This window comes from Synergistota bacterium (assembly GCA_021159885.1).
GTDB lineage: Bacteria > Synergistota > GBS-1 > GBS-1 > GBS-1 > AUK310.
In genome coordinates, this window is record JAGHDO010000047.1 from 1 (window position 1) to 19,011 (window position 19,011).

18 protein-coding genes are annotated in these 19,011 nt (G+C 42.6%); 2 read left to right on the forward strand and 16 right to left on the reverse strand.

Annotation, left to right across the window (positions count from 1 at the left end):
* From J7M13_04190 to J7M13_04265, 16 genes are all read right to left on the reverse strand, one after another.
* Window positions 1–1,137: iron-containing alcohol dehydrogenase (locus J7M13_04190; GenBank protein MCD6363180.1), on the reverse strand; the 1,137-nt coding region annotated here is incomplete at its 3' end.
* 17 nt (window positions 1,138–1,154) lie between these two features.
* Window positions 1,155–1,874, reverse strand: a complete 720-nt coding sequence (locus J7M13_04195) for a GntR family transcriptional regulator (protein MCD6363181.1) — start codon at window positions 1,872–1,874, stop codon at window positions 1,155–1,157.
* Window positions 1,840–2,553 (reverse strand): ABC transporter ATP-binding protein, encoded by a 714-nt coding sequence (locus J7M13_04200; GenBank protein MCD6363182.1) that lies wholly within the window; start codon window positions 2,551–2,553, stop codon window positions 1,840–1,842. Before J7M13_04200 ends, J7M13_04195 begins: the two co-directional genes overlap by 35 nt.
* Before the next feature lie 18 nt (window positions 2,554–2,571).
* A complete protein-coding gene (locus tag J7M13_04205) occupies window positions 2,572–3,396 on the reverse strand; it encodes an ABC transporter ATP-binding protein (protein MCD6363183.1) in 825 nt (274 codons plus the stop codon).
* The gene (locus J7M13_04210; protein MCD6363184.1) at window positions 3,311–4,210 is read right to left on the reverse strand and encodes a branched-chain amino acid ABC transporter permease; all 900 of its coding nucleotides are present in this window, start codon (window positions 4,208–4,210) and stop codon (window positions 3,311–3,313) included. Before J7M13_04210 ends, J7M13_04205 begins: the two co-directional genes overlap by 86 nt.
* A gap of 36 nt (window positions 4,211–4,246) precedes the next feature.
* Window positions 4,247–5,107: a branched-chain amino acid ABC transporter permease gene (locus J7M13_04215; protein ID MCD6363185.1), complete on the reverse strand. Its 861-nt coding sequence runs from the start codon at window positions 5,105–5,107 to the stop codon at window positions 4,247–4,249.
* 82 nt (window positions 5,108–5,189) lie between these two features.
* On the reverse strand, window positions 5,190–6,404 hold the full coding sequence (locus tag J7M13_04220; GenBank protein ID MCD6363186.1) for an amino acid ABC transporter substrate-binding protein: 1,215 nt from the start codon (window positions 6,402–6,404) through the stop codon (window positions 5,190–5,192).
* A gap of 118 nt (window positions 6,405–6,522) precedes the next feature.
* Complete coding sequence (locus J7M13_04225) at window positions 6,523–7,725, reverse strand: CoA transferase (protein ID MCD6363187.1); 1,203 nt, start codon at window positions 7,723–7,725, stop codon at window positions 6,523–6,525.
* 20 nt (window positions 7,726–7,745) lie between these two features.
* Entirely contained in the window at window positions 7,746–8,141 is a 396-nt protein-coding gene (locus J7M13_04230; protein ID MCD6363188.1) for a Zn-ribbon domain-containing OB-fold protein, read from the reverse strand.
* A gap of 1 nt (window position 8,142) precedes the next feature.
* Window positions 8,143–9,297, reverse strand: coding sequence for a thiolase domain-containing protein (locus tag J7M13_04235; protein MCD6363189.1), 1,155 nt, complete (start codon window positions 9,295–9,297; stop codon window positions 8,143–8,145).
* 2 nt (window positions 9,298–9,299) lie between these two features.
* Window positions 9,300–10,349, reverse strand: coding sequence for a hydroxymethylglutaryl-CoA synthase (locus J7M13_04240; GenBank protein MCD6363190.1), 1,050 nt, complete (start codon window positions 10,347–10,349; stop codon window positions 9,300–9,302).
* A 171-nt stretch (window positions 10,350–10,520) separates the two neighbouring features.
* A complete protein-coding gene (locus tag J7M13_04245; protein MCD6363191.1) occupies window positions 10,521–11,432 on the reverse strand; it encodes a dihydrodipicolinate synthase family protein in 912 nt (303 codons plus the stop codon).
* The gene (locus J7M13_04250; GenBank protein ID MCD6363192.1) at window positions 11,429–12,580 is read right to left on the reverse strand and encodes an alanine--glyoxylate aminotransferase family protein; all 1,152 of its coding nucleotides are present in this window, start codon (window positions 12,578–12,580) and stop codon (window positions 11,429–11,431) included. The genes J7M13_04245 and J7M13_04250 overlap by 4 nt, the downstream gene beginning before the upstream one ends.
* 70 nt (window positions 12,581–12,650) lie before the next feature.
* Window positions 12,651–15,017: a glycyl radical protein gene (locus J7M13_04255; protein MCD6363193.1), complete on the reverse strand. Its 2,367-nt coding sequence runs from the start codon at window positions 15,015–15,017 to the stop codon at window positions 12,651–12,653.
* The gene (locus J7M13_04260) at window positions 15,014–15,937 is read right to left on the reverse strand and encodes a glycyl-radical enzyme activating protein (GenBank protein MCD6363194.1); all 924 of its coding nucleotides are present in this window, start codon (window positions 15,935–15,937) and stop codon (window positions 15,014–15,016) included. The genes J7M13_04255 and J7M13_04260 overlap by 4 nt, the downstream gene beginning before the upstream one ends.
* Window positions 15,937–16,617 (reverse strand): GntR family transcriptional regulator, encoded by a 681-nt coding sequence (locus tag J7M13_04265; protein MCD6363195.1) that lies wholly within the window; start codon window positions 16,615–16,617, stop codon window positions 15,937–15,939. Before J7M13_04265 ends, J7M13_04260 begins: the two co-directional genes overlap by 1 nt.
* A 115-nt stretch (window positions 16,618–16,732) precedes the next feature.
* Here J7M13_04265 and J7M13_04270 point away from each other — a divergent pair, with 115 nt between their 5' ends.
* Entirely contained in the window at window positions 16,733–17,593 is an 861-nt protein-coding gene (locus J7M13_04270) for a hypothetical protein (protein MCD6363196.1), read from the forward strand.
* 16 nt (window positions 17,594–17,609) lie between these two features.
* A complete protein-coding gene (locus tag J7M13_04275) occupies window positions 17,610–18,995 on the forward strand; it encodes a tetratricopeptide repeat protein (protein ID MCD6363197.1) in 1,386 nt (461 codons plus the stop codon).
* Window positions 18,996–19,011: the final 16 nt, after the last annotated feature.

The window sequence follows — 19,011 nt, forward strand, 5'->3', positions numbered from 1 at the left end:
ATCATTTTTAGAAATGATTCTCGGATTATGAACTAAAAGCCGCTGAGCTGAAAAGGCAAGCTCGGTTAACTCATCAAGATCTTCAAGATTCATCCCTATGTCTCTTAATCTCAAAGGCAACCCTATATCCCCAAGGAGTTCCTCCACCAAATGGGAACACTTACTTGCTTTTTCTCTCAAAGATAATTCCTTTGGGCTACCTCCAAGAAGTTCAAAAATCTCAGCAAATTTTTCAAGGTTGCCGAGAAAATTAAATTTAATCACATGTGGAAGCATAACAGCATTCGTAAGACCATGAGGTAAATGGTATTTGCTTCCCAAAGCGAGAGCCAAAGCATGAACTGCATTACAACCAGCATTTGAGAAAGCCATACCTGCAAGAAGAGCCGCCATTGCCATATCTTGCCGGTGATCAAGGCGCCTATCCCCTCTAAGAACTGCTCCTCTTAAAGATCTTCCTATAAGCTCAATAGCCTTCCTAGCGTAAAGATCGGTTATCACGTTCCCATCAACAGACGTATAAGCTTCTATAGCATGACAAAGAGCATCCATCCCACTATAAGCGGTAATTTTAGGCGGAAGGCTTACCGTTAAGGATGGATCTACAAAAGCAATATCAGCCAAAAGGTGAAAACTATATATAACAACTTTTACTCCTTCCTCATTCGTTAGAACAGAAACCCAGGTAACTTCGCTCCCCGTCCCAGCGGTAGTAGGGATAAAAACCTTAGGCAATCCCGGTTTCCCTATCTTATGAAAACCAAGGAAATCTTCCACTTTCCCTTCATTAGTAGCAAGTACCGATACCACCTTAGCCACATCTATAGAGCTACCACCTCCAAGTCCGATGATCCCATCACACTTTTCCTCGATCAAAACGCTTAACGCATCATAGCAAAACTTTACTTTCGGTTCAGGCCTAACGCCATCGAAAACGGAAAAAGCCAGGTTTTCTCTTTTAAGAAATTCTAAAATTTTATCAACTATTCCTGCTTTAACTAAACCTTCATCAGTTATAATAAGGACTTTTTTCACACCCATTCTTCTGAGCTTAGCCGGTATTTCCCTCGAGCATTCCCATCCAAACACTATTTCCCTTGGCATAACAAGGGAACCCATTTCCCTAAAAGCCAACAAATCTCCTCCCTCCTCAATTAATACTCCTTCACTTGTCTTAAGAGAAGCTCGCGTGTTGACTCTATGTGATTTCGGATTGCCATTACAGCTTTTTCTTCACTTCTACTGCGTATCGCTCTTATGATAAGTTCATGCTCCCTTATTATGTCTTCACCTGTTATCCTCCCAGGGGTAGCTATTATTCTCAGTATTAAAGCAAATATGCGATGCCAAAGATTCTCAATGGTTTCACACAAGATCCTATTTCCAGATAATTTATAAATATAAAAGTGAAATTCCTTATTCAAGTACGCAACATCTAGGAAATCAACTTTACCCTCATGGCTAAAGAGCTCTTTCATTCTCTCATGAATCATTACTATCCTATCAAGATGCTCTTCTTCCATCTTAGGAATAGCCATTTTCACAGCCAGAGGTTCCAACGCTAATCTAACCGTATAGACGTCTTCTATCTCTTCCGGTGTAAACCTTTTTACCACTATGCCTCTTCTCGGAAGCGTGATAACTAAACCTTCCGTTTCAAGTCGTCTTATGGCCTCTCTAATAGGTGTTCTGCTTATTCCCCAAGATTCAGCAAGCTCTCTAACAGAAATCCGTGTCCCAGGTTTGAGCCTTCCCTCTATTATGTATTTTCTGAGAAACTGGACAGCAAGCTCTACCATAGAGCGCTGTTCTCTAAACACCTTTTCATGAAAGGAATCCCTATAGTCCGAGATAAGCTCTCTTGACGTGCTCATTGTCTAACACCTCTTGTGAAGTTCCTTCAAGAACTACCCTCCCTGTCTCCAGAACATAAGCCCTATCCGAAATTAAAAGGCTATGCCTCACATTCTGCTCAACAAGTAAAACAGCTATTCCCTTTTTGTTTATATCTGATATCGCTTTAAATATATTTTGAACTATTTTAGGAGCAAGCCCCAGAGAAGGCTCATCCAACATAAGAAGCTTAGGCATAGACATCATCCCCCTTGCTATAGCTAACATCTGCTGTTCTCCACCGGAAAGCGTTCCAGCAAGCTGTCTTTTTCTTTCAGCTAATATAGGAAAGAGATCCCATATCCATTCAAGAGTTTTCTTCATCTTTGCTTTTGCATGTGGTATAAAGAGCGCTCCAAGTTCAAGGTTTTCAAGTACGGTCATTTCGGGAAAAAGCTCTCTACCCTCCGGAACGAGAGAGATTCCCAATTTCACTATATCTTGAGGACTCATACCATCTATCCTACAGTTATTAAAATATATTTCCCCTTGTTTAACTTTTAGAAGTCCAGCTATGGTATTAAGTGTCGTGGTTTTACCAGCTCCATTTGCTCCAACAATAGCTACTATTTCTCCCTCACTGACAGTAAAGGAAACATCATAAATCACCTGAACCGCTCCATAAAAAACGTTTATGCCACGTACATCCAATAAACTCATCTTCCTTTCCCCCAAACACTAAACTTGCTCACCAAGATAAGCATCTATAACCTTCGGATCATTGGCTACCTCATGAGCCGTGCCCTCGGCTATCTTCTCTCCATGATGTAATACTATTATTCTATCAGAAATGGTCATAACCGCTTTCATTATATGCTCAACAAACAACACGCTAAGCTTCATCTCCTCCTTAATCCTGCGTATAAGCGAAATTGTTTCTTCTATCTCATTAGGTCGAAGCCCAGCCATTACCTCATCTAAAAGCAACACTTGTGGCTTAGTAGCAATAGCTCTCGCAAGTTCAAGTCTTTTTCTCTCTACTATGGTTAGGTCTTCCCCCATCTTCTCTGTTTTATTTTCTAACCCCACGAGTTCACAGAAAAACCGCGCCTCATCTCTCGCTTCAGACACGCTCTTTACTTTTTCCTTGCCTCGAAAGAGGATCGCTGTGGTTACATTATCCAAAACAGTCATACTTTTAAATGGAGAAGCTATCTGAAAGGTCCTGCCTATTCCAAGTTTACATCGATGAAAAGGTTTTAACTTAGTTATATCTCTTCCTTTGAAAAGTATTCTACCACTTGTAGGATGGTAAACGCCCGAAATGAGGTTAAAAAGCGTTGTTTTGCCAGCACCATTAGGACCTATAAGCCCAAGAATTTCCTCTTCAGCAAGGCAGAAACTAACCCTATTAACCGCCTTAAGTCCTCCAAAGTTTTTACTTAATTCCTCTACCTTCAGCAATTCCACGAAAATTTCACTCCCTTTCAAGAAACCGCTTCTTAACAAGACCCACAATACCCGCTGGCATGTAAAGAACAGATACAACGAGTATAACCCCATAAACTATCATATGGCCATATGGGATAGTAGTTCTTAAGAACTCTTCTACCGTTTTTAGAACAACTGCGCCCAATAATGGCCCTTCTATAGTATAAAGTCCACCGAAAACTGGCATTACTAAGCACGCCACAGATATTCCTATTCCAAAAACCTCATAGGGAATTATGTAAGTAATATAAAAAGCATAAAAACCTCCCACACATCCAGTAAAGAAAGCACTTAAAACAAATGACAAAACTTTATACTTGGTAGGATTTATCCCCATCACACTTGCAACCTTCTCATTTTCCCTTATAGCTGTGAAAGCAAAATTTAACTTAGATTTATCAATTATTAGTGATACAAGAATCGTCCCTCCGAGAAGAGCGAGGATAAAATAGTAAGATGCGGTTATATTGCCGTCAAAAATAGGTGGAACAGAAACTCCTATAGCTCCTCCAGTTAAACCTCTCGCCATAAGTGCTAAAACCTGAAGGGATTCAGCAAAGCATATAGTCGCTATCGAGAAATATATCCCTCTTATTCTAAGCGTAGCAAATCCAAAACCAGCAGCGACCACACCTGCAAATAGTCCTCCCAAAAATATAGCTAAAACAGGATCTATACCAAATTTCTCAAAGGTTAAAACAGCACAGTATGCCCCAAGACCAAAAAGCGCCGCTTGCCCAACTGAAACCTGCCCTGTTCTTGCTAAAATATCAAACCCCATAGATAGAATAGCATACATAAGAATAACAATACCCATATGAACCGCATATGAGGAACCTACTATCCAGGGATAAACAAGAGCCGTTATTCCAAAAGCTCCCCACACAACTCTTCTTAAATGAGCAATTCCCAGGATCTTCCATCACTCCCTTCTAACCCCAGCGATACCCGTGGGTTTGAATATCAAAACGGTAAGAATAAGAGCAAAGGAAAGTCCTTCAGCCCAACCAGATCCCTGCGGCAAATACGTCCCCACTATAGATTCACTTATTCCAAGTATCAAACTCGCAATTAAGGTTCCCCATATGTTTCCCAATCCTCCCAGTATAAGTATGGCAAAAGCTTTTAAACCCAATTTCCCTCCCATAAGAGGGAAAACATACATTATTAAGGCTGAAAGTGTCCCCGCTATACCTCCAAGAGCAGCGGCTATGGAAAAGGCTATAATATATGCTTTATCCACATTAATCCCCATTAAAGCTGCGGCTTTTCGATTTTGACTCACCGCTCTTAAAGCTTTCCCCACCTTAGTTTTATTAAAGACTACAAGTAATAACGTAAGCATAACTGCGATACCAAACGTTAAGAGGCGAGCTAAACCGATATTTATTGGTCCTATAGCTATACTCATATCCGAATAAGGTGTTGAAATGGAACGGAAGTCTGCCTTCCATAATATTAAAGCAGCATTTTGCAATATTATTGATATACCAAATGTTAATAAGACTTGTTCAAAAGCTTCAGCACTTAAGATGGGTTTAATACCAAATCTATATATGGAAATACCTACCAGAATCAAAACCCCTGCGCTTAAAGGCAGAGAGAGTATAGGATCTATTCCCCATAGAGTAAAAGCCCAATAAGTTACATACGCACCTAACATTACAAACTCCCCATGAGCAAAGTTAACTATACCCATAACTCCCATAACCATCGTTAATCCCAAGGTAACCACCGCATAAAGGCCGGATATTAAAACTCCATTGGCTAAACATTGTAGCATCTTTCTTCGCTTCCTCCCTCGATAGAACAATGTAAAGGAGAAGCTCGCTTTATAGGGCGAGCTTCTCCTTTACTCCCGTAATTTATCTTTTATCCCATGGTGGTACTGGATAAATCAATTTACCCGTAGCTTTATCAGGTGGCCATACAACTATAGATTTACCATTCTGCCACTGAGTTATGATAAGTTCTGTTATTCCCTGATGTATGCATCCTTCCTTGCTCGGCTTAAACGTTATTCTACCCATAGGAGTCATAAGATCCGTCTTCTCCAACGCTTTTATTAATGCATCTTTATCGGTAGTTCCAGCCCTTTTTATGGCATCAACGAGTATGTACAGATTCGCATACGCGAGAGGAACCCAATATTCTGGTGTCCTACCTGGGTATCTTTTATGAAATCTTGCAAGCCATTCTTTTAAACCAGGAATAGGAAGAGAAGGAATCCATACATCAACACCTGCAACATAATCACCTGTCTTACCCAGCTTCTTATAATCTGGGAAATTAGGCGCAACTATAAGAAACAACTTAGGGCTAAAGTTTATCTCCTTCGACTGCTTTATCTGTAATATATAATCTCCCGCATAGCTTACAGAGTAAAAAACATCAGGCTTAAGAGACTTTGCCTTTGTCAAAAGCGGGGTAAAATCGGAAGATCCACTCTTATGAGGCTCGCTCATCACGATCTTAAAGCCAGCTTCTTTAGCATACTTCAAGAAATAATCCGCACTCGTAGTTCCATAAAGCCCGTCTTCATAAGTAAACGCTATGGTTTTAGGCTTTGGGGTTATAGATTCAAGAAATTTCACAACGGTAGTCTGACGATGGTAATCCCATGGATGGAGATGGAAGAACCACCTATATTTACCCACGAGATGCTCTACCTTGGTCGAAGAAGCCCCTATCCATATCATCAGCGGTTTATATCTCTTTATAGCCCCACATATAGCATATGTAACCGTGCTCGAATATCCTCCCAACAAAGCAATAACCTTATCTTTTTCTATAAGTTTACGCGCAGCAGCTACTCCCGTTGACGGATCACATTTTGTATCCTCATATATTAGCTCTATCTTTTTCCCAAGAACGCCTCCTTTACTGTTAATCTCATCAAGTGCCATTAAAAAACCTCTACGCTGCTCTTGTCCAGCTTCAGCAAAAGCTCCTCCACTTAAAGGAGAAAGCACTCCTATTTTTATGACTCCTTTTGCGGAAGCTACGCTGCTCCAAAAGGTCAACGTTACCACAAGTGCTATCCCCAAGAACAACGCCTTCTTCCCCCAACCGGCTCTCATTTTTAGATACACACCTCCTCACAGCTCGTCTCCCAAAGGGAAAAATTCCCCTGCTCCAAGCGCCCGCTTAAACAACACTACATCCGTACACTATGACCTCTTCCCCACTCCCTCGATACTAAATTACCCCCCCCTCTCTCAAACGATCGATATCGGCTGGTGAGTACCCAAGATATTCAGTGAGTATAAGGTTGTTATGCTCTCCTAAGAAAGGAGGAAGCCCTCTTACCATAGCTGGGGTACCAGAAAGCTTAATATGGGATCCCGTGAAATAAAGTTTCCCGAGAAGAGGGTGGTTAATCTCCACTATCATCTCTCGAGCTTTAGCTATATGGGGATCCTCTGCAACTTCCTTCACAGTATAGACCGGAGCGGCAGGTATCCTATTGCGCATAAGAAGCTCCACTATCTCGTTTACCTCGTAACTTCCAACCCATTTCTGTATTTCTTCCCTTATATACTCATAGTTGTGAACTCTTGCTTCGTTGGTTTCGAAACCCGTAAAATCTGCTTCGTATCCCTCTTTTCTCATCAAAGCACATAACCTTTTCCATATCTCGTCGTTCCCAACCCCAAGAACAAACCACCCATTCCTCGCTTTAAAGGTGTCATACGGATAAATAAATTCATATCTATTTCCGATTCTCTGTGGGACTCGCTTTTCAACAAGATATATTTGGAGAAGCGTTTCCATAGAGGCAACCACAGAATCTACCAAAGCCACGTCAAGTTTCTGCCCCTTACCAGTTATAGATCGCGCATTCAAAGCAGCTAATATCCCAATAGCCGCTGAGAGTCCTGCAAGTATATCAGCTATAGCGGTACCAGTTCTGGTAGGAGGACCTCCAGGCCAACCTGTAACACTCATAATCCCTCCCATAGCTTGACCGATTATGTCATACCCAGGTCTATTCCTATACGGTCCGGAGTGTCCAAAACCAGAGATTGCAGCATAGATTATCTGAGGGTTTATTTCTTTCAGGCGATCATAGTCTAACCCCAGAGATTCCATTACACCTGGCCTGAAGTTCTCAACAACAACATCAGATATTTTCACAAGCTTGAAAAAGATTTCTTTCCCCCGAGGATGTTTCAAATTAAGCGTAAAACTCTTTTTTCCCCTATTTAGATTCATAAAATAAGCACTTACTCCCTTAATGAAAGGTGGATAGCTCCTCGAATCATCTCCCTTACCTGGTTTTTCAATCTTAATTACATCCGCTCCCATATCAGCAAGTATCATTGTACAAAAGGGACCAGCTAAAACTCTTGTTAAATCAAGAATCCTTATGTTAGATAGTGCTCCGTTTTTTCCCTCCATCCCCATCGAAAATCTCCTCCTTAACAAGTCAAAGTACATTTAGGACCATAAATTATAGGACCTGCATCTCCCTCTACAAACAATCTTCTAAAAACTAACCTGACTTTTTTCCCTATATCTATCTCATTAATGTCGCAATCCACAACTTGAAGAGTTAGCCTAACTCCATTGGTAAGCTCTACTATGGCCACTGGATAAGGAGCAAATTGAGAAAAACCTCGTGGAGGAACTCTTATGACTGTGTATGAAATAATCCTCCCTTCCTCAGGTAATTTGATGGTCTTAAGCTCTTTAGATCTACATCTTGGGCAAATCAGACGTGGAGGATAATATATAAAACCACACCTTTCACATTTCGAAGCCTCTAACCTGTATCTCGGCCCTTCTTCTCGTCTTATCCGCGGAACGGTAAACATCTTACATCGCCTCCAAAATGAAAACTATAACGGTACCACCTGAACCTCCAAGATTATGAGTAAGCCCTTTCTTGGCTCCCCGAACTTGACGTCCTTCAGCTTCACCACGCAATTGTTCCACTATTTCAATGACTTGAGCGATCCCTGTAGCCCCAACTGGATGCCCTTTAGCTTTTAAACCTCCACTCGGATTTACAGGTATTCTGCCATCAATTTCAGTAAATCCCCCTTCAACTGCCTTTCCCCCCTCACCTTTTGGGAAAAAGCCTAAATCCTCTATAGCGCATATCTCCGCTATTGTGAAACAGTCATGCACTTCCGCAACATCTATGTCTTGAGGCTCTACTCCCGCCATTTTATAAGCCTCCTGCGCAGCTTTCACAGTAGCCTTAAAGGAAACCAAACTCTCTCTTTGCGCAAGGGCTATAGTATCACTTCCTTGCCCTATACCAGCTATCTTTACCGGCAGTGAAGAGCGTTTTTTAGCTCTCTCAGCTGGCATAAGAACCAAAGCAGCTGCTCCATCGCTTATGGGAGAGCAATCCAAAAGCCTTAAGGGATCAGCAACGAGAGGAGAAGCTTCCACATCATCAGGAGATATCTTTATATGAAATTGAGCATTAGGGTTACCCAAAGCATTTGCATGATTTTTAACCGCAACTAAAGAAAGTTGTCTTCTTGTGGTCCCGAATTCGTACATATGCCTTTTAGCTATCAAAGCAAATAAACCTGGAAATGTGATGCCCTGATATCCCTCATATTCTCTATCCGCAGCAAGTGAAAGAGAGTAGGTGGCTCCATCCGTAGTTACATCTGTCATTTTTTCAACGCCAAGAACAAGAACGGTTTCACTTAAACCAGAAGCAACTTCTGCAAAAGCTGCTCTCAAAGCTGCAGCTGAAGATGCACAGGCATCTTCAACCCTCATTGAAGCTGAAGGCGTTAGTCCAAGATAATCCGCAATAAGAGAACCAAGATGCTCTTGTTCAATTAACGTCCCAGCCGTGAAGTTTCCTATATATATCGAGTCAACATAATCAACACCAGCATCCTCCATTGCCTTAAGTGAAGCTTCAACCGCTAAATCCCTGATAGACTTATCCCATAAGTTGCCAAACTTGGTTAACCCAATTCCAACTATAGCCACATCCCTCATAATTACCCCTCCCTCGTAAGCCTCAGCTTACCCCGAAGCTTTGCATAAATCCCGTAGTTCACGTACTTTTTCTTCAACAGCATATCTTTAAGCTTTGGCGCGTTATCCCGAACCTCCTCTAACCTTTCGGTAATCCTAAATATGAAAGAATCGCTTCCAGCACCAGAACCAAAAGATGTCATGAGAATAGTGTCGCCTTCCTTAGCTATATCCAAAACAGCCGTCAACCCAAGAAGTGAGCATCCAGAATAGGTATTCCCTATCTCAGGGACTATCCAACCAGGCTTTAGCTGCTTCTCCGTAAAACCAAGCCTTTTTCCAACCCTTAAAGGAAACTTTCCATTAGGTTGATGAAAAATCGCATAGGTTATTTCCTTAGGGGAAATACCTGCTTTTTCCATAACGCCTTTCGCAGAGTTAATAATATGTTTATAATAGGCAGGTTCTCCCGTAAAAGTACCTGCGTGACTTGGATAGAACTGTCCTTCTCTCCTCCAAAAATCTGGAGTATCAGTAGCATAAGAGTAGGTTTCTACTATCTCAGCTATTACATTACTTTTGCCAATTATAAAAGCGGCTCCTCCAGCAGCAGCAGTGTACTCAAGTGCATCACGAGGAGCTCCTTGAGAAGTATCTGATCCAATACCAAGAGCATATTTAACTAATCCAGCCTTTACCAAACCATAAGCTATAAAAACTCCCTCACTTCCAGCTTTACAAGCAAATTCAAGATCCGCAGCATGAACATCGGGCACTATACCAAGAGCTTCCGCAACTATAGTGCTTGAAGGTTTTACCGCATAAGGTTTTGATTCAGATCCTACATATACCGCGCCTATAGCTGATGGATCTATCATAGCTCGTTTCAAGGCATTCTTTGCAGCTTCAACTGCAATCGTAACCGAATCTTCATCAAGCGCTGGAACCGTCTTTTCCCTAACAAGAAGACCTTTCTTCTTTTCTTCAGGATTATCTCCCCATTGAGCAGAGATTTCCTCAACCTTTATCCTCCGCCAAGGTATGTAGCTCCCATAACCAACAATGCCTATCAATCCCCGTACCTCCCTTCTGGGATACAATATCCCAGTACTCCTATTATAAAGGATAATATCTAATTCCTAAATTGTCAAGATGAACATATCTAAAAGAGAAAAAAATAAAAGGAGGGGAATGTTCCCCTCCTTCTTGAAATTGGAAACCTACTTATCTAATTTCTCTGGTCCTTAAGAAATTGCTACTGCTTTCTCATTCCCACTTTTGAGCTCCTCTAACGCTTGTCTTATCTCCTTCCTTTGTTCCTCCCCGAGAGGAAGTAGAGGAGAGCGAACTGGGCCGCCATAAAGGCCTATGATGTCAAGAGCTGCTTTTAAGCCAGGAACTCCATATATAGTCGTAACGAGGGCATTTAAACGAAGAATGGATAACTGCATTTCTCTCGCACGATCAAGATCCCCCTCTTTATAAGCTTCAAGTATTCCGGCACAATGGTCAGGTACGACGTTAGCGACTGCCATTACACCTCCAGCGCCTCCCATAACGAGCGTTGGAAGAAGGAAGCTCCCCGAACCCGCAAATACCGCAAATTCTTCGGAGCTCCCAGCTATGATTTCCGAAATTTGGACTATCCTCGCAGAGCTGTCCTTTATTCCAACAATGTTGGGATGAGAGGAAAGCCTCACCACAAGATCCGATGAGAGGTTTATACCAGTATTCACCGGCATGTTATATATCAAAAGGGGCAGCGGAGAGGATTCAGCAAGCTCAAGATAGTATCTCTCGAGCACGCCTTCTGTCATCGCTCTCTTATAATAACTTGGAGGAAGTACCAAAACAGCATCGTATCCAAACTCATACGCCTTCCGAGTTAAAAGAAGCGTTTCCCTGAAAGATTCTGAACCCACCCCAGCTATAAGAAGCTTCTCTGTCGGAAAACTCTCCCTTACGAACTCAAGTAAGCGAAGCTTCTCCTCCCGGGAGAGCATTACAAACTCTCCATTGGAGCCAAGGACAACTATTCCATCCAGCTTGCTTTTTGCCCATCTCTCGAGATTATCTTTTAACCCCTTGAGGTAGAGCTCTCCACTCTCATCAAAGGGAGTCGGAATGGGAGCTAAAATTCCCCTAATCCTCTTCATTTCTCCTCACTCACCCTTAAAAAAACCTCAGCAGCTGCATCTATAGCGTCTTCAAGATGTGCCTTAAACCCCATAGATCTTAGTATCTGACCAAAGGCAGAGAGAAAGAGAATAACGTTTTTCCTCACTGAGGTACTACCCATAAGACCGATCCTCCATATCTTCCCCTTAAGCTCACCCAAACCTGCCCCTATCTCTATTCTGTACTCAGCCATAAGGCGCTTTCTAACCTCCCTCTCGTTTATACCTTCTGGAACCTTAACGGTGGTCAAAGGAGGGAGACGATACTCAGGTTTAACAAGAAGCTCAAGCCCCATGGCCTCAAGTCCGCGAGATAGAGCCATCGCGTTTATCTTATGCCTTTTCCACCTGTTTTCGATACCTTCCTCTGCAATCATCCTCAGTCCCTCATTAAGGGCATAAATGAGATTCATCGAAGGAGTGTGATGATAGGTTTTCCCTCCATCCCAATACTCCTCTATTATGGAAAGATCAAAGTAAAAGCTTCCTATTCCTTTAGAGCGTTTTCTGACGTAATTAGCGGTTTCCTCCCGCAGGGTTATAGGAGCTAAGCCAGGCGGACAGCTTAGACACTTTTGGGTACCGCTGTAAACTACGTCAAGTCCGAGCCTGTCTGTAGGGACCTCAACACCTCCAAGAGATGTAACAGCATCAACTACAACGAAAGCATCATGCTCATGAGCAAGTTTAACTATCTCCTCAAGTGGTTGAAGCACACCTGTAGATGTTTCAGCGTGAACTACACCAATGAGCTTCACCTTGCCAATATGCTTGAGCTCCCTTCCCAGATCTTCAGGATCTATGGGCTCTCCCATAGGAGCCAAAACGGTGCTAACATCCGCACCATATCTTCTTGAGATCTCAACCATACGATTACCGAAAAATCCGTTAACGCATATTAAAACTCTATCGCCAGGCTCTATAAGGTTGGCAAGAGCAGTCTCCATGCCAGCAGTTCCAGTACCAGAAACAGCGAGGGTAAGCTTGTTCTTGGTCTGAAACACATATCTCAAAAGATCTTGCGTTTCCGCTAATATCGATAAAAAATCCTCATCGAGATACCCCATAGCCGGTTCGGACATCGCCCTTAAAACGCGAGGATCAACGGTGGAAGGACCAGGTCCCATCAAAAGCTTATCAAACGTGGGTCTTTTTCCTAACGAGATCAAGTTTCATCACCCCCTCTTTTTGCTGAAATTATATCATAGCGTGCTCTGTTCTGGCTATTATCTCTTCCTGTAAGTCCTTTCCTATATCCACAAAGTAATCGCTATATCCAGCAACGCGCACTATAAGATCCCTATATTTTTCCGGGTGCTTCTGAGCATCACGCAAGGTTTCAGCGGTTATCACATTAAACTGTATGTGGTGAGCTCCCAGCTTAAAGTGAGTCCTTATAAGCTCCATGAACTTTCTCAAGCCTTCTTCCGTGGCGAGAACCTGAGGATTAAACTTCATGTTAAGGAGGGTGCCTCCGGTTTTCGCATGATCCCACTTGGTAACAGATCTTATAACCGCCGTTGGACCGGATCTATCAGCTCCCTGGCTCGGTGAAACACCTTCGGAGAGAAACTCGCCAGCTTTCCTACCATTTGGTGTAGCCCCACATACCTTACCAAAGTATATGTGAACCGTCGTTGGAAGAAGGTTAATCCTGTACTTGCCTCCCTTGGTGTTAGGCCTACCGTCAAGTATCTCAAAGTAAGCCTCGAAGACCTCTCTCGCTATGCTATCCGCGTAATCATCATCATTACCATATTTGGGAGTCTTGTTAAGGAGTATCTGGCGGGTTATCTCATACTTGCCTTCAAAGTTATTTCGGCATGCGTCAAGGAGCTCATCCATCGTCATAGTTCCCTTATCAAAAACATGATACTTTATAGCGGTCAAGGAATCGGTTAAGGTCCCCATGCCCGTTCCCTGTATATAGGTCGTTCTATATCTTGGGCCTCCCGCATGGTAATCCTCACCCTTCTTTATGCAGTCATCGAAAAGGACAGACATAAAGGGAGCTGGCATATGCGTGGCATAAAGCCGCTCTATTATGTTATTCCCTATGACCTTCAGATCCACGAAGTATTTAAGCTGTTTCTTGTAGGCTTCCATCACCTCATCAAAGCTCTTAAACTCTCTCGGATCTCCCGTTTCTATTCCAACCTTTTCACCCGTTCGGGGGTCTATCCCGTTATTCAAGGTTATTTCAAGTATCTTAACCCAGTTTATGTAGCCAGTCAGCGTACAGCTTTCCTTGCCAAAGGCGCTTATCGTAACGCAACCGCTTGGTCCCCCTAAGCGAGCATCCTCAAGGCTTTTCCCTTGTCTTAAATGTTCCTGAATTATCACATCGGTGTTAAAAATCGAGGGTTGCGGAAAGCCCGTTCTCAGTATCTCAGCAGCTCTCCTTAAGAAGCTATCCGGATTCTTCACGCTTATCTGTATACAGGCATTCGGCTGCATCAACCTCATATCATCCACTACATCGAGCATAAGATAGGAAAGCTCGTTAACCGCATCATTTCCGTACTTATCCAGACCACCGGCGTTAATCAGGGCAAAGTCCTGATAAGTCGCGCTTTGCTCAACCGTTATGTCAACTTTCGGAGGTGCAGGCTGGTTATTAAACTTTATCCAGAAGCATTGCAACAGCTCTCTTGCCTCCTCCTTAGTTAACCTGCCCTCTTCTATATCCCTTTTGTAAAACGGATACAGGTTAAGATCCAGTCTCCCAGGATTAAAGGAATCCCATGTATTAAGCTCAAGAGTCACCCCTAAGTGAACGAACCAATAAGCCTGAAGAGCTTCCCAGAATGTCCTTGGAGCGTGAGCCGGAACCCAGCTACAGATTTCCGCTATCTTTTCAAGCTCCTTTTTCCTCTTCGGATCGTTCGTCTTCTCGGCTAACTCTTTCGCCTTCTCGGCATGCCTTTCTGCAAACCTTATTATGGCATCACAGCATATTTCCATAGCCTGAAGCTCCTGATCCTTGTCATAAGCTAAGGGGTCGTTAAAAAAGTCAAGCTCCTTTCTTCTCTGCCTTATCTCCTCTTTAAAGTCCAGAAATCCCTTCTTATATATCTTGTCATCCAAGATAGCATGTCCCGGCGCTCTTTGCTCCATAAACTCGGTGAAGACTCCAGCGTTGAAAGCTTTTAGCCACTCCTCCGTCATCGATTTAAAAACCATATCCCGCATCGTTCTCCCTTTCCAGAAGGGAATTATCTCCTCCTTATAAACCCTCTTAACCTCATCGCTCACTATAAACGGCGTTCTTTCTCTCTTCTCCATCGCTTCAAAATCCTCAAGGCTATGACAGCAAAGCTCAGGATATGTAGGAGTAGCTTTAGGACCTCTCCCTTTTTCACCAACTATAAGCTCATCTTCCCCTATATAAATAGTTTTATTCTCGAGAAGATACTTAAACGCAAGGGCTCTCCTTACGGGTTCTGAAACCCCCTTGGCTTCCTCACTTTTGTAGAACCTTGTGATCAGAATAGCCCTTTCTGGATCGATATAGGGCCTGGTGTTAACGCTTTCTTCCCTCAATCTCCTCACTCTCTCCGTCATAGGCATTCTGAACTCACCCCCCCTATTTTGACCTTTAAACAGAAGCCCTCAAGAATTGCCTTTACCCTATCGAGACCCTCTTTATCCGGCGAGGGAAAAACGGGGTCTTTCTTTCCTAACCTCTTAGCCTTATCGACCCCAAGCTTATGATAGGGAAGAATGTCCACTTCCTCGATTCCCCCTATCTCGGAAAGAAAGCGTCCAAGTGAGTCTATATCTTCAAGCGAATCATTGACACCAGGTATAAGAGGATAACGGATGAAAATTCTCCCACCACGCTGGACTAATTTCTTTAAATTGCTTAGTATAGGCTCATTCGGAACCCCTATCCATCTTTTGTGCTTTTCGCCATCTATTAGCTTTACATCGTAGAGGAAGAGATCGACATAATCTATAAGGCTGCTTATGGTCTCCCAGTCAGCATACCCACTTGTGTCCAAAGCGGTGCGAACGCCTATCTCCTTACAGGCTTTAAGGAACTCACTAAGAAATTTAGCTTGAGTAAGAGGTTCCCCCCCTGAAGCGGTAACTCCACCTCCTGAGGTGTCGTAAAACGGTATATCCTTCTTGATCTCACAAAGAAGCTCATCTACGGTATACCACTTCCCCGCAACTTTACGAGCACCCGTTGGACAAGCTTCAACACAGACTCCACAGGCTTTACAAATCTCCCTATTGGTGGTAGGTACGCTATCTCCTTCCTTCATGAAGATCGCTCCAAAAGGGCAGCTTTTAACACATATGCCACAACCTATGCACCTTGACTCGAAGAAACAAAGCTCTTCAGAAAAGCTCCTGCCCTCGGGATTATGACACCAAGGGCAGGAAAGAGGACACCCTTTAAAAAAAACGGTGGTCCTTATCCCAGGTCCATCATGGACCGCGAATCTTTTAATATCGAAAATCAAGCCTCTGAGCATTAAACCTGCCCCCTCACCTCGAGTGCGTAATATTGCTTTATAAACCTTTCCTGAACCTTGAATGACCAATGAACATCCCTAACGAACTTAGCAGCGCCCTCGGCATCCCTCTTAGCCAGAAAGTCGATAATCTTTTCATGTTCTTTTATCGATTCAATCTCCCACTCTTTGACAAAGCCCTTTCTACGAGGAAAGTCATAAAGTCTCTGCTTATATATAAGAACGGTTTTAAGAAGCTTCTGGTTCTCAGTCAGAAAAAGATAGACATTATGAAACTCCAGATTTCTCTCATAGTAAAGATCAAAGTCATCGTTATCAATGGCTTCTCTCATCTGACGGTTAAGCTCCCGCATCCTCTCGATATCCTCATCTGTTATCTTGTCTATTTCCGCCAATATGACCGCCCCCTCAAGTGCTCCAATTATCTGGTAGTAATCTTTAATATCCTGCAGGGTAAGAAGGTTAACCATAACCCCCCGGCGTGGAAAGAAGGTAACGAATCCCTCAGCCTCAAGCTGTATAAGCGCATCTCTCAACGGCGTTTTGCTTATACCAAGCTCGTTGCTAAGCTGATTCATATTAATGAAGTCGCCCGGTTTAAGCTTTCCATACTGCATAAGTTCCCTAAGGTATTCATACACCTGCTCCCTCAAAGTTTTAAGATAGAGGCCTCCACCCATAGCTTATCTACCACCTTCTTCTGAATCTAATATATCAGATATCAGTGGCTTTGTCAACAAGCCACTAATGATATAATATAAGTTAAGTATCGAATTAAAAAGGGGTGCCTGCTCTATGAGAAAAAAAAGATTGATATTGATGATAATTACCTGTCTCGTTCTTACTCAACTCAATTCTGTCGCTTCACTTGAAAGAATCTTACACTTTCCATTAAAGATAGGAATTCTTCCTATTAAAAATGAGAGTGAAGTCGTTATATACCCCAATAAATATGAAGTTAGAGATGTGCTCGGTGAAAAAGCCACTAAAATGCTCTTAAGATTCTTCAGGCGCTTCAATAGATTCAAAATATACGCTTTACCCTCCCTTAGAGAGGAAGAGGATCTCTATGATAAATACGAAAACATGGATTTCGTCGTAGAGGGAACTATATTAAGCTGCGTGCGGAGGAAGGGAACCACGTTTGGAACAAGCAGAAGGGTTTTACTTGAGTTAGAGCTTAAGCTATACGATATAAAAGGGGAGAGAATCGTCCTTGACAGAACCATAATAGGACATGGACATCAGTTTCTTATATATTTGGAAGATGAAGAGAGAAAAACCTGGAGGCAAGTAGAGCACAGTGCACTTGGAGGCGCGCTAAGAAACGCTATACTTAAAGGCGCAAAACTATTAGCAAGATACTTACCGCTTCGCGGTAGAATCATAGCGGTTCTCGATAAAAACAGGTTTTTAATAAACATCGGCGAGGAAGACGGATTAAGGAAGAACGATACCCTTTACTTGATACGCGCAATGAAGGTAAGAACCAAGGATTATAAAAAGCCAATTGTTCTTCTTCCAGAGAGAATTGTTGACCTTCAGGTTGAATCCCTTAAAGCTCACGAAGCCATAGTCAAAATCGTAAGAGTTAGAAATCAAAAAGCAGAGCCTCCAGAGGAAGGAGACATTGTGGAAAGGCCTCTTTATCCATAAAGGGAGGTGGAATCACTTGAGACATTTTGGCATAAAGCTTACTCCAATTTTTATTTTCACTATTTTCGTCTTATTTACCTTAGTTTTTCCATCGATCTCATATGCTCAGATGGGCTTAGAGGAGAAGATAGAGAAGGGAAAAGAAATGTATCTCGCCGGAGATTATGAGGAAGGAGTTATATTTCTCCAAAAGCTTATTAAGAGATTCCCAAAGTCAGCTGATGCATGGTATTGGCTCGGTAAATGTTATGAGAAGCTTGGCTACTTTGATGCTGCACAGGAATGTTACATAAGAGCACTCAGTCTGAATCCGAGATACAAAGCCCTAAGTGAAGCTATTACAAAAATGGAAAGAAAGGTAAAATCCCCCCCTCCTGACACCATCCCGAGATTACTTAAGGATGTGAGAAAGGTAGCAGTTTTAAGCATACCTTCGGATGGAAGTCTAAACCCCCAGCGAGGAAGCTCTATAAACGTAAGTGTTCTTGGCAAAACGAGAGAAGTTACCGTTAAAAGACAGAGAGTAGAACCCCTCGCCGAGGCGGTCGCAAGGGAAATAACGAGCAGACTCGTTAGATTCAAAAAGATTAAGGTGCTGGCTAATCCCCTCTTCGATAACGACATAAAAAAGCTCGCTAAAGAGGCAGATCTCTTGATCCTCGTTTCCTTCACCTCATCAAGAGAAAAGGTTGGTTTCAGAGCCTCTGATTTTGCAGTCAACGTGAAAGTGATAGATCCTATCTCAAAGACGGTGGAATGGGAGCAAAACATATGGATAGCTGATCTCGTAAAAGATATATATAAGGCAGTAAGATCAAGAAGGCTATCTACTATGCTCGTCTACACGGAAATTCCCCTACTTTTCAGCGGAGAAAGTCAGGTCATAGCCGTGGGAACGGCAATTAATTTTATGATATGGTTGATAAATGAGACGATGCCCGCATTTCTACCGATTGGTGGTTTAACGAGAACCGAACTTTTAACCGCATTTGCTGCACTTACAAGGAAAATCACCGATAGGATATTCAAGTATTGGGAGCTCTCTCCAACAATTCATCCAATGAGGTTAGATCTCGAAAGGATAAAAGCAGAAAAACACAAGCTTGAATGGTTAAAGAAAAGAGGAATAGTTGCCCAAATAGCTTGGATAAATAACAAGGGAAAAGTTGTCATAAACGTGGGAGCAGATAAAGGGATAAAAAAGGGTGATAGATTCTTCGTTTTCAGAAGAGGAAGGCCTATAATAGATCCGGCAACTAACGAGGTGATTGGTTATGATGAACTTATCATTGGATATCTTAGAATAAACATGGTAAGAGAGAAAATATCGTTTGGTCAGATAACCAAGTGGATAAGAAAAGATATAGCAGTGGGGGACTGGGTAAGAAAGATAGTGAATTAAAAAATAAAGGGGGGAG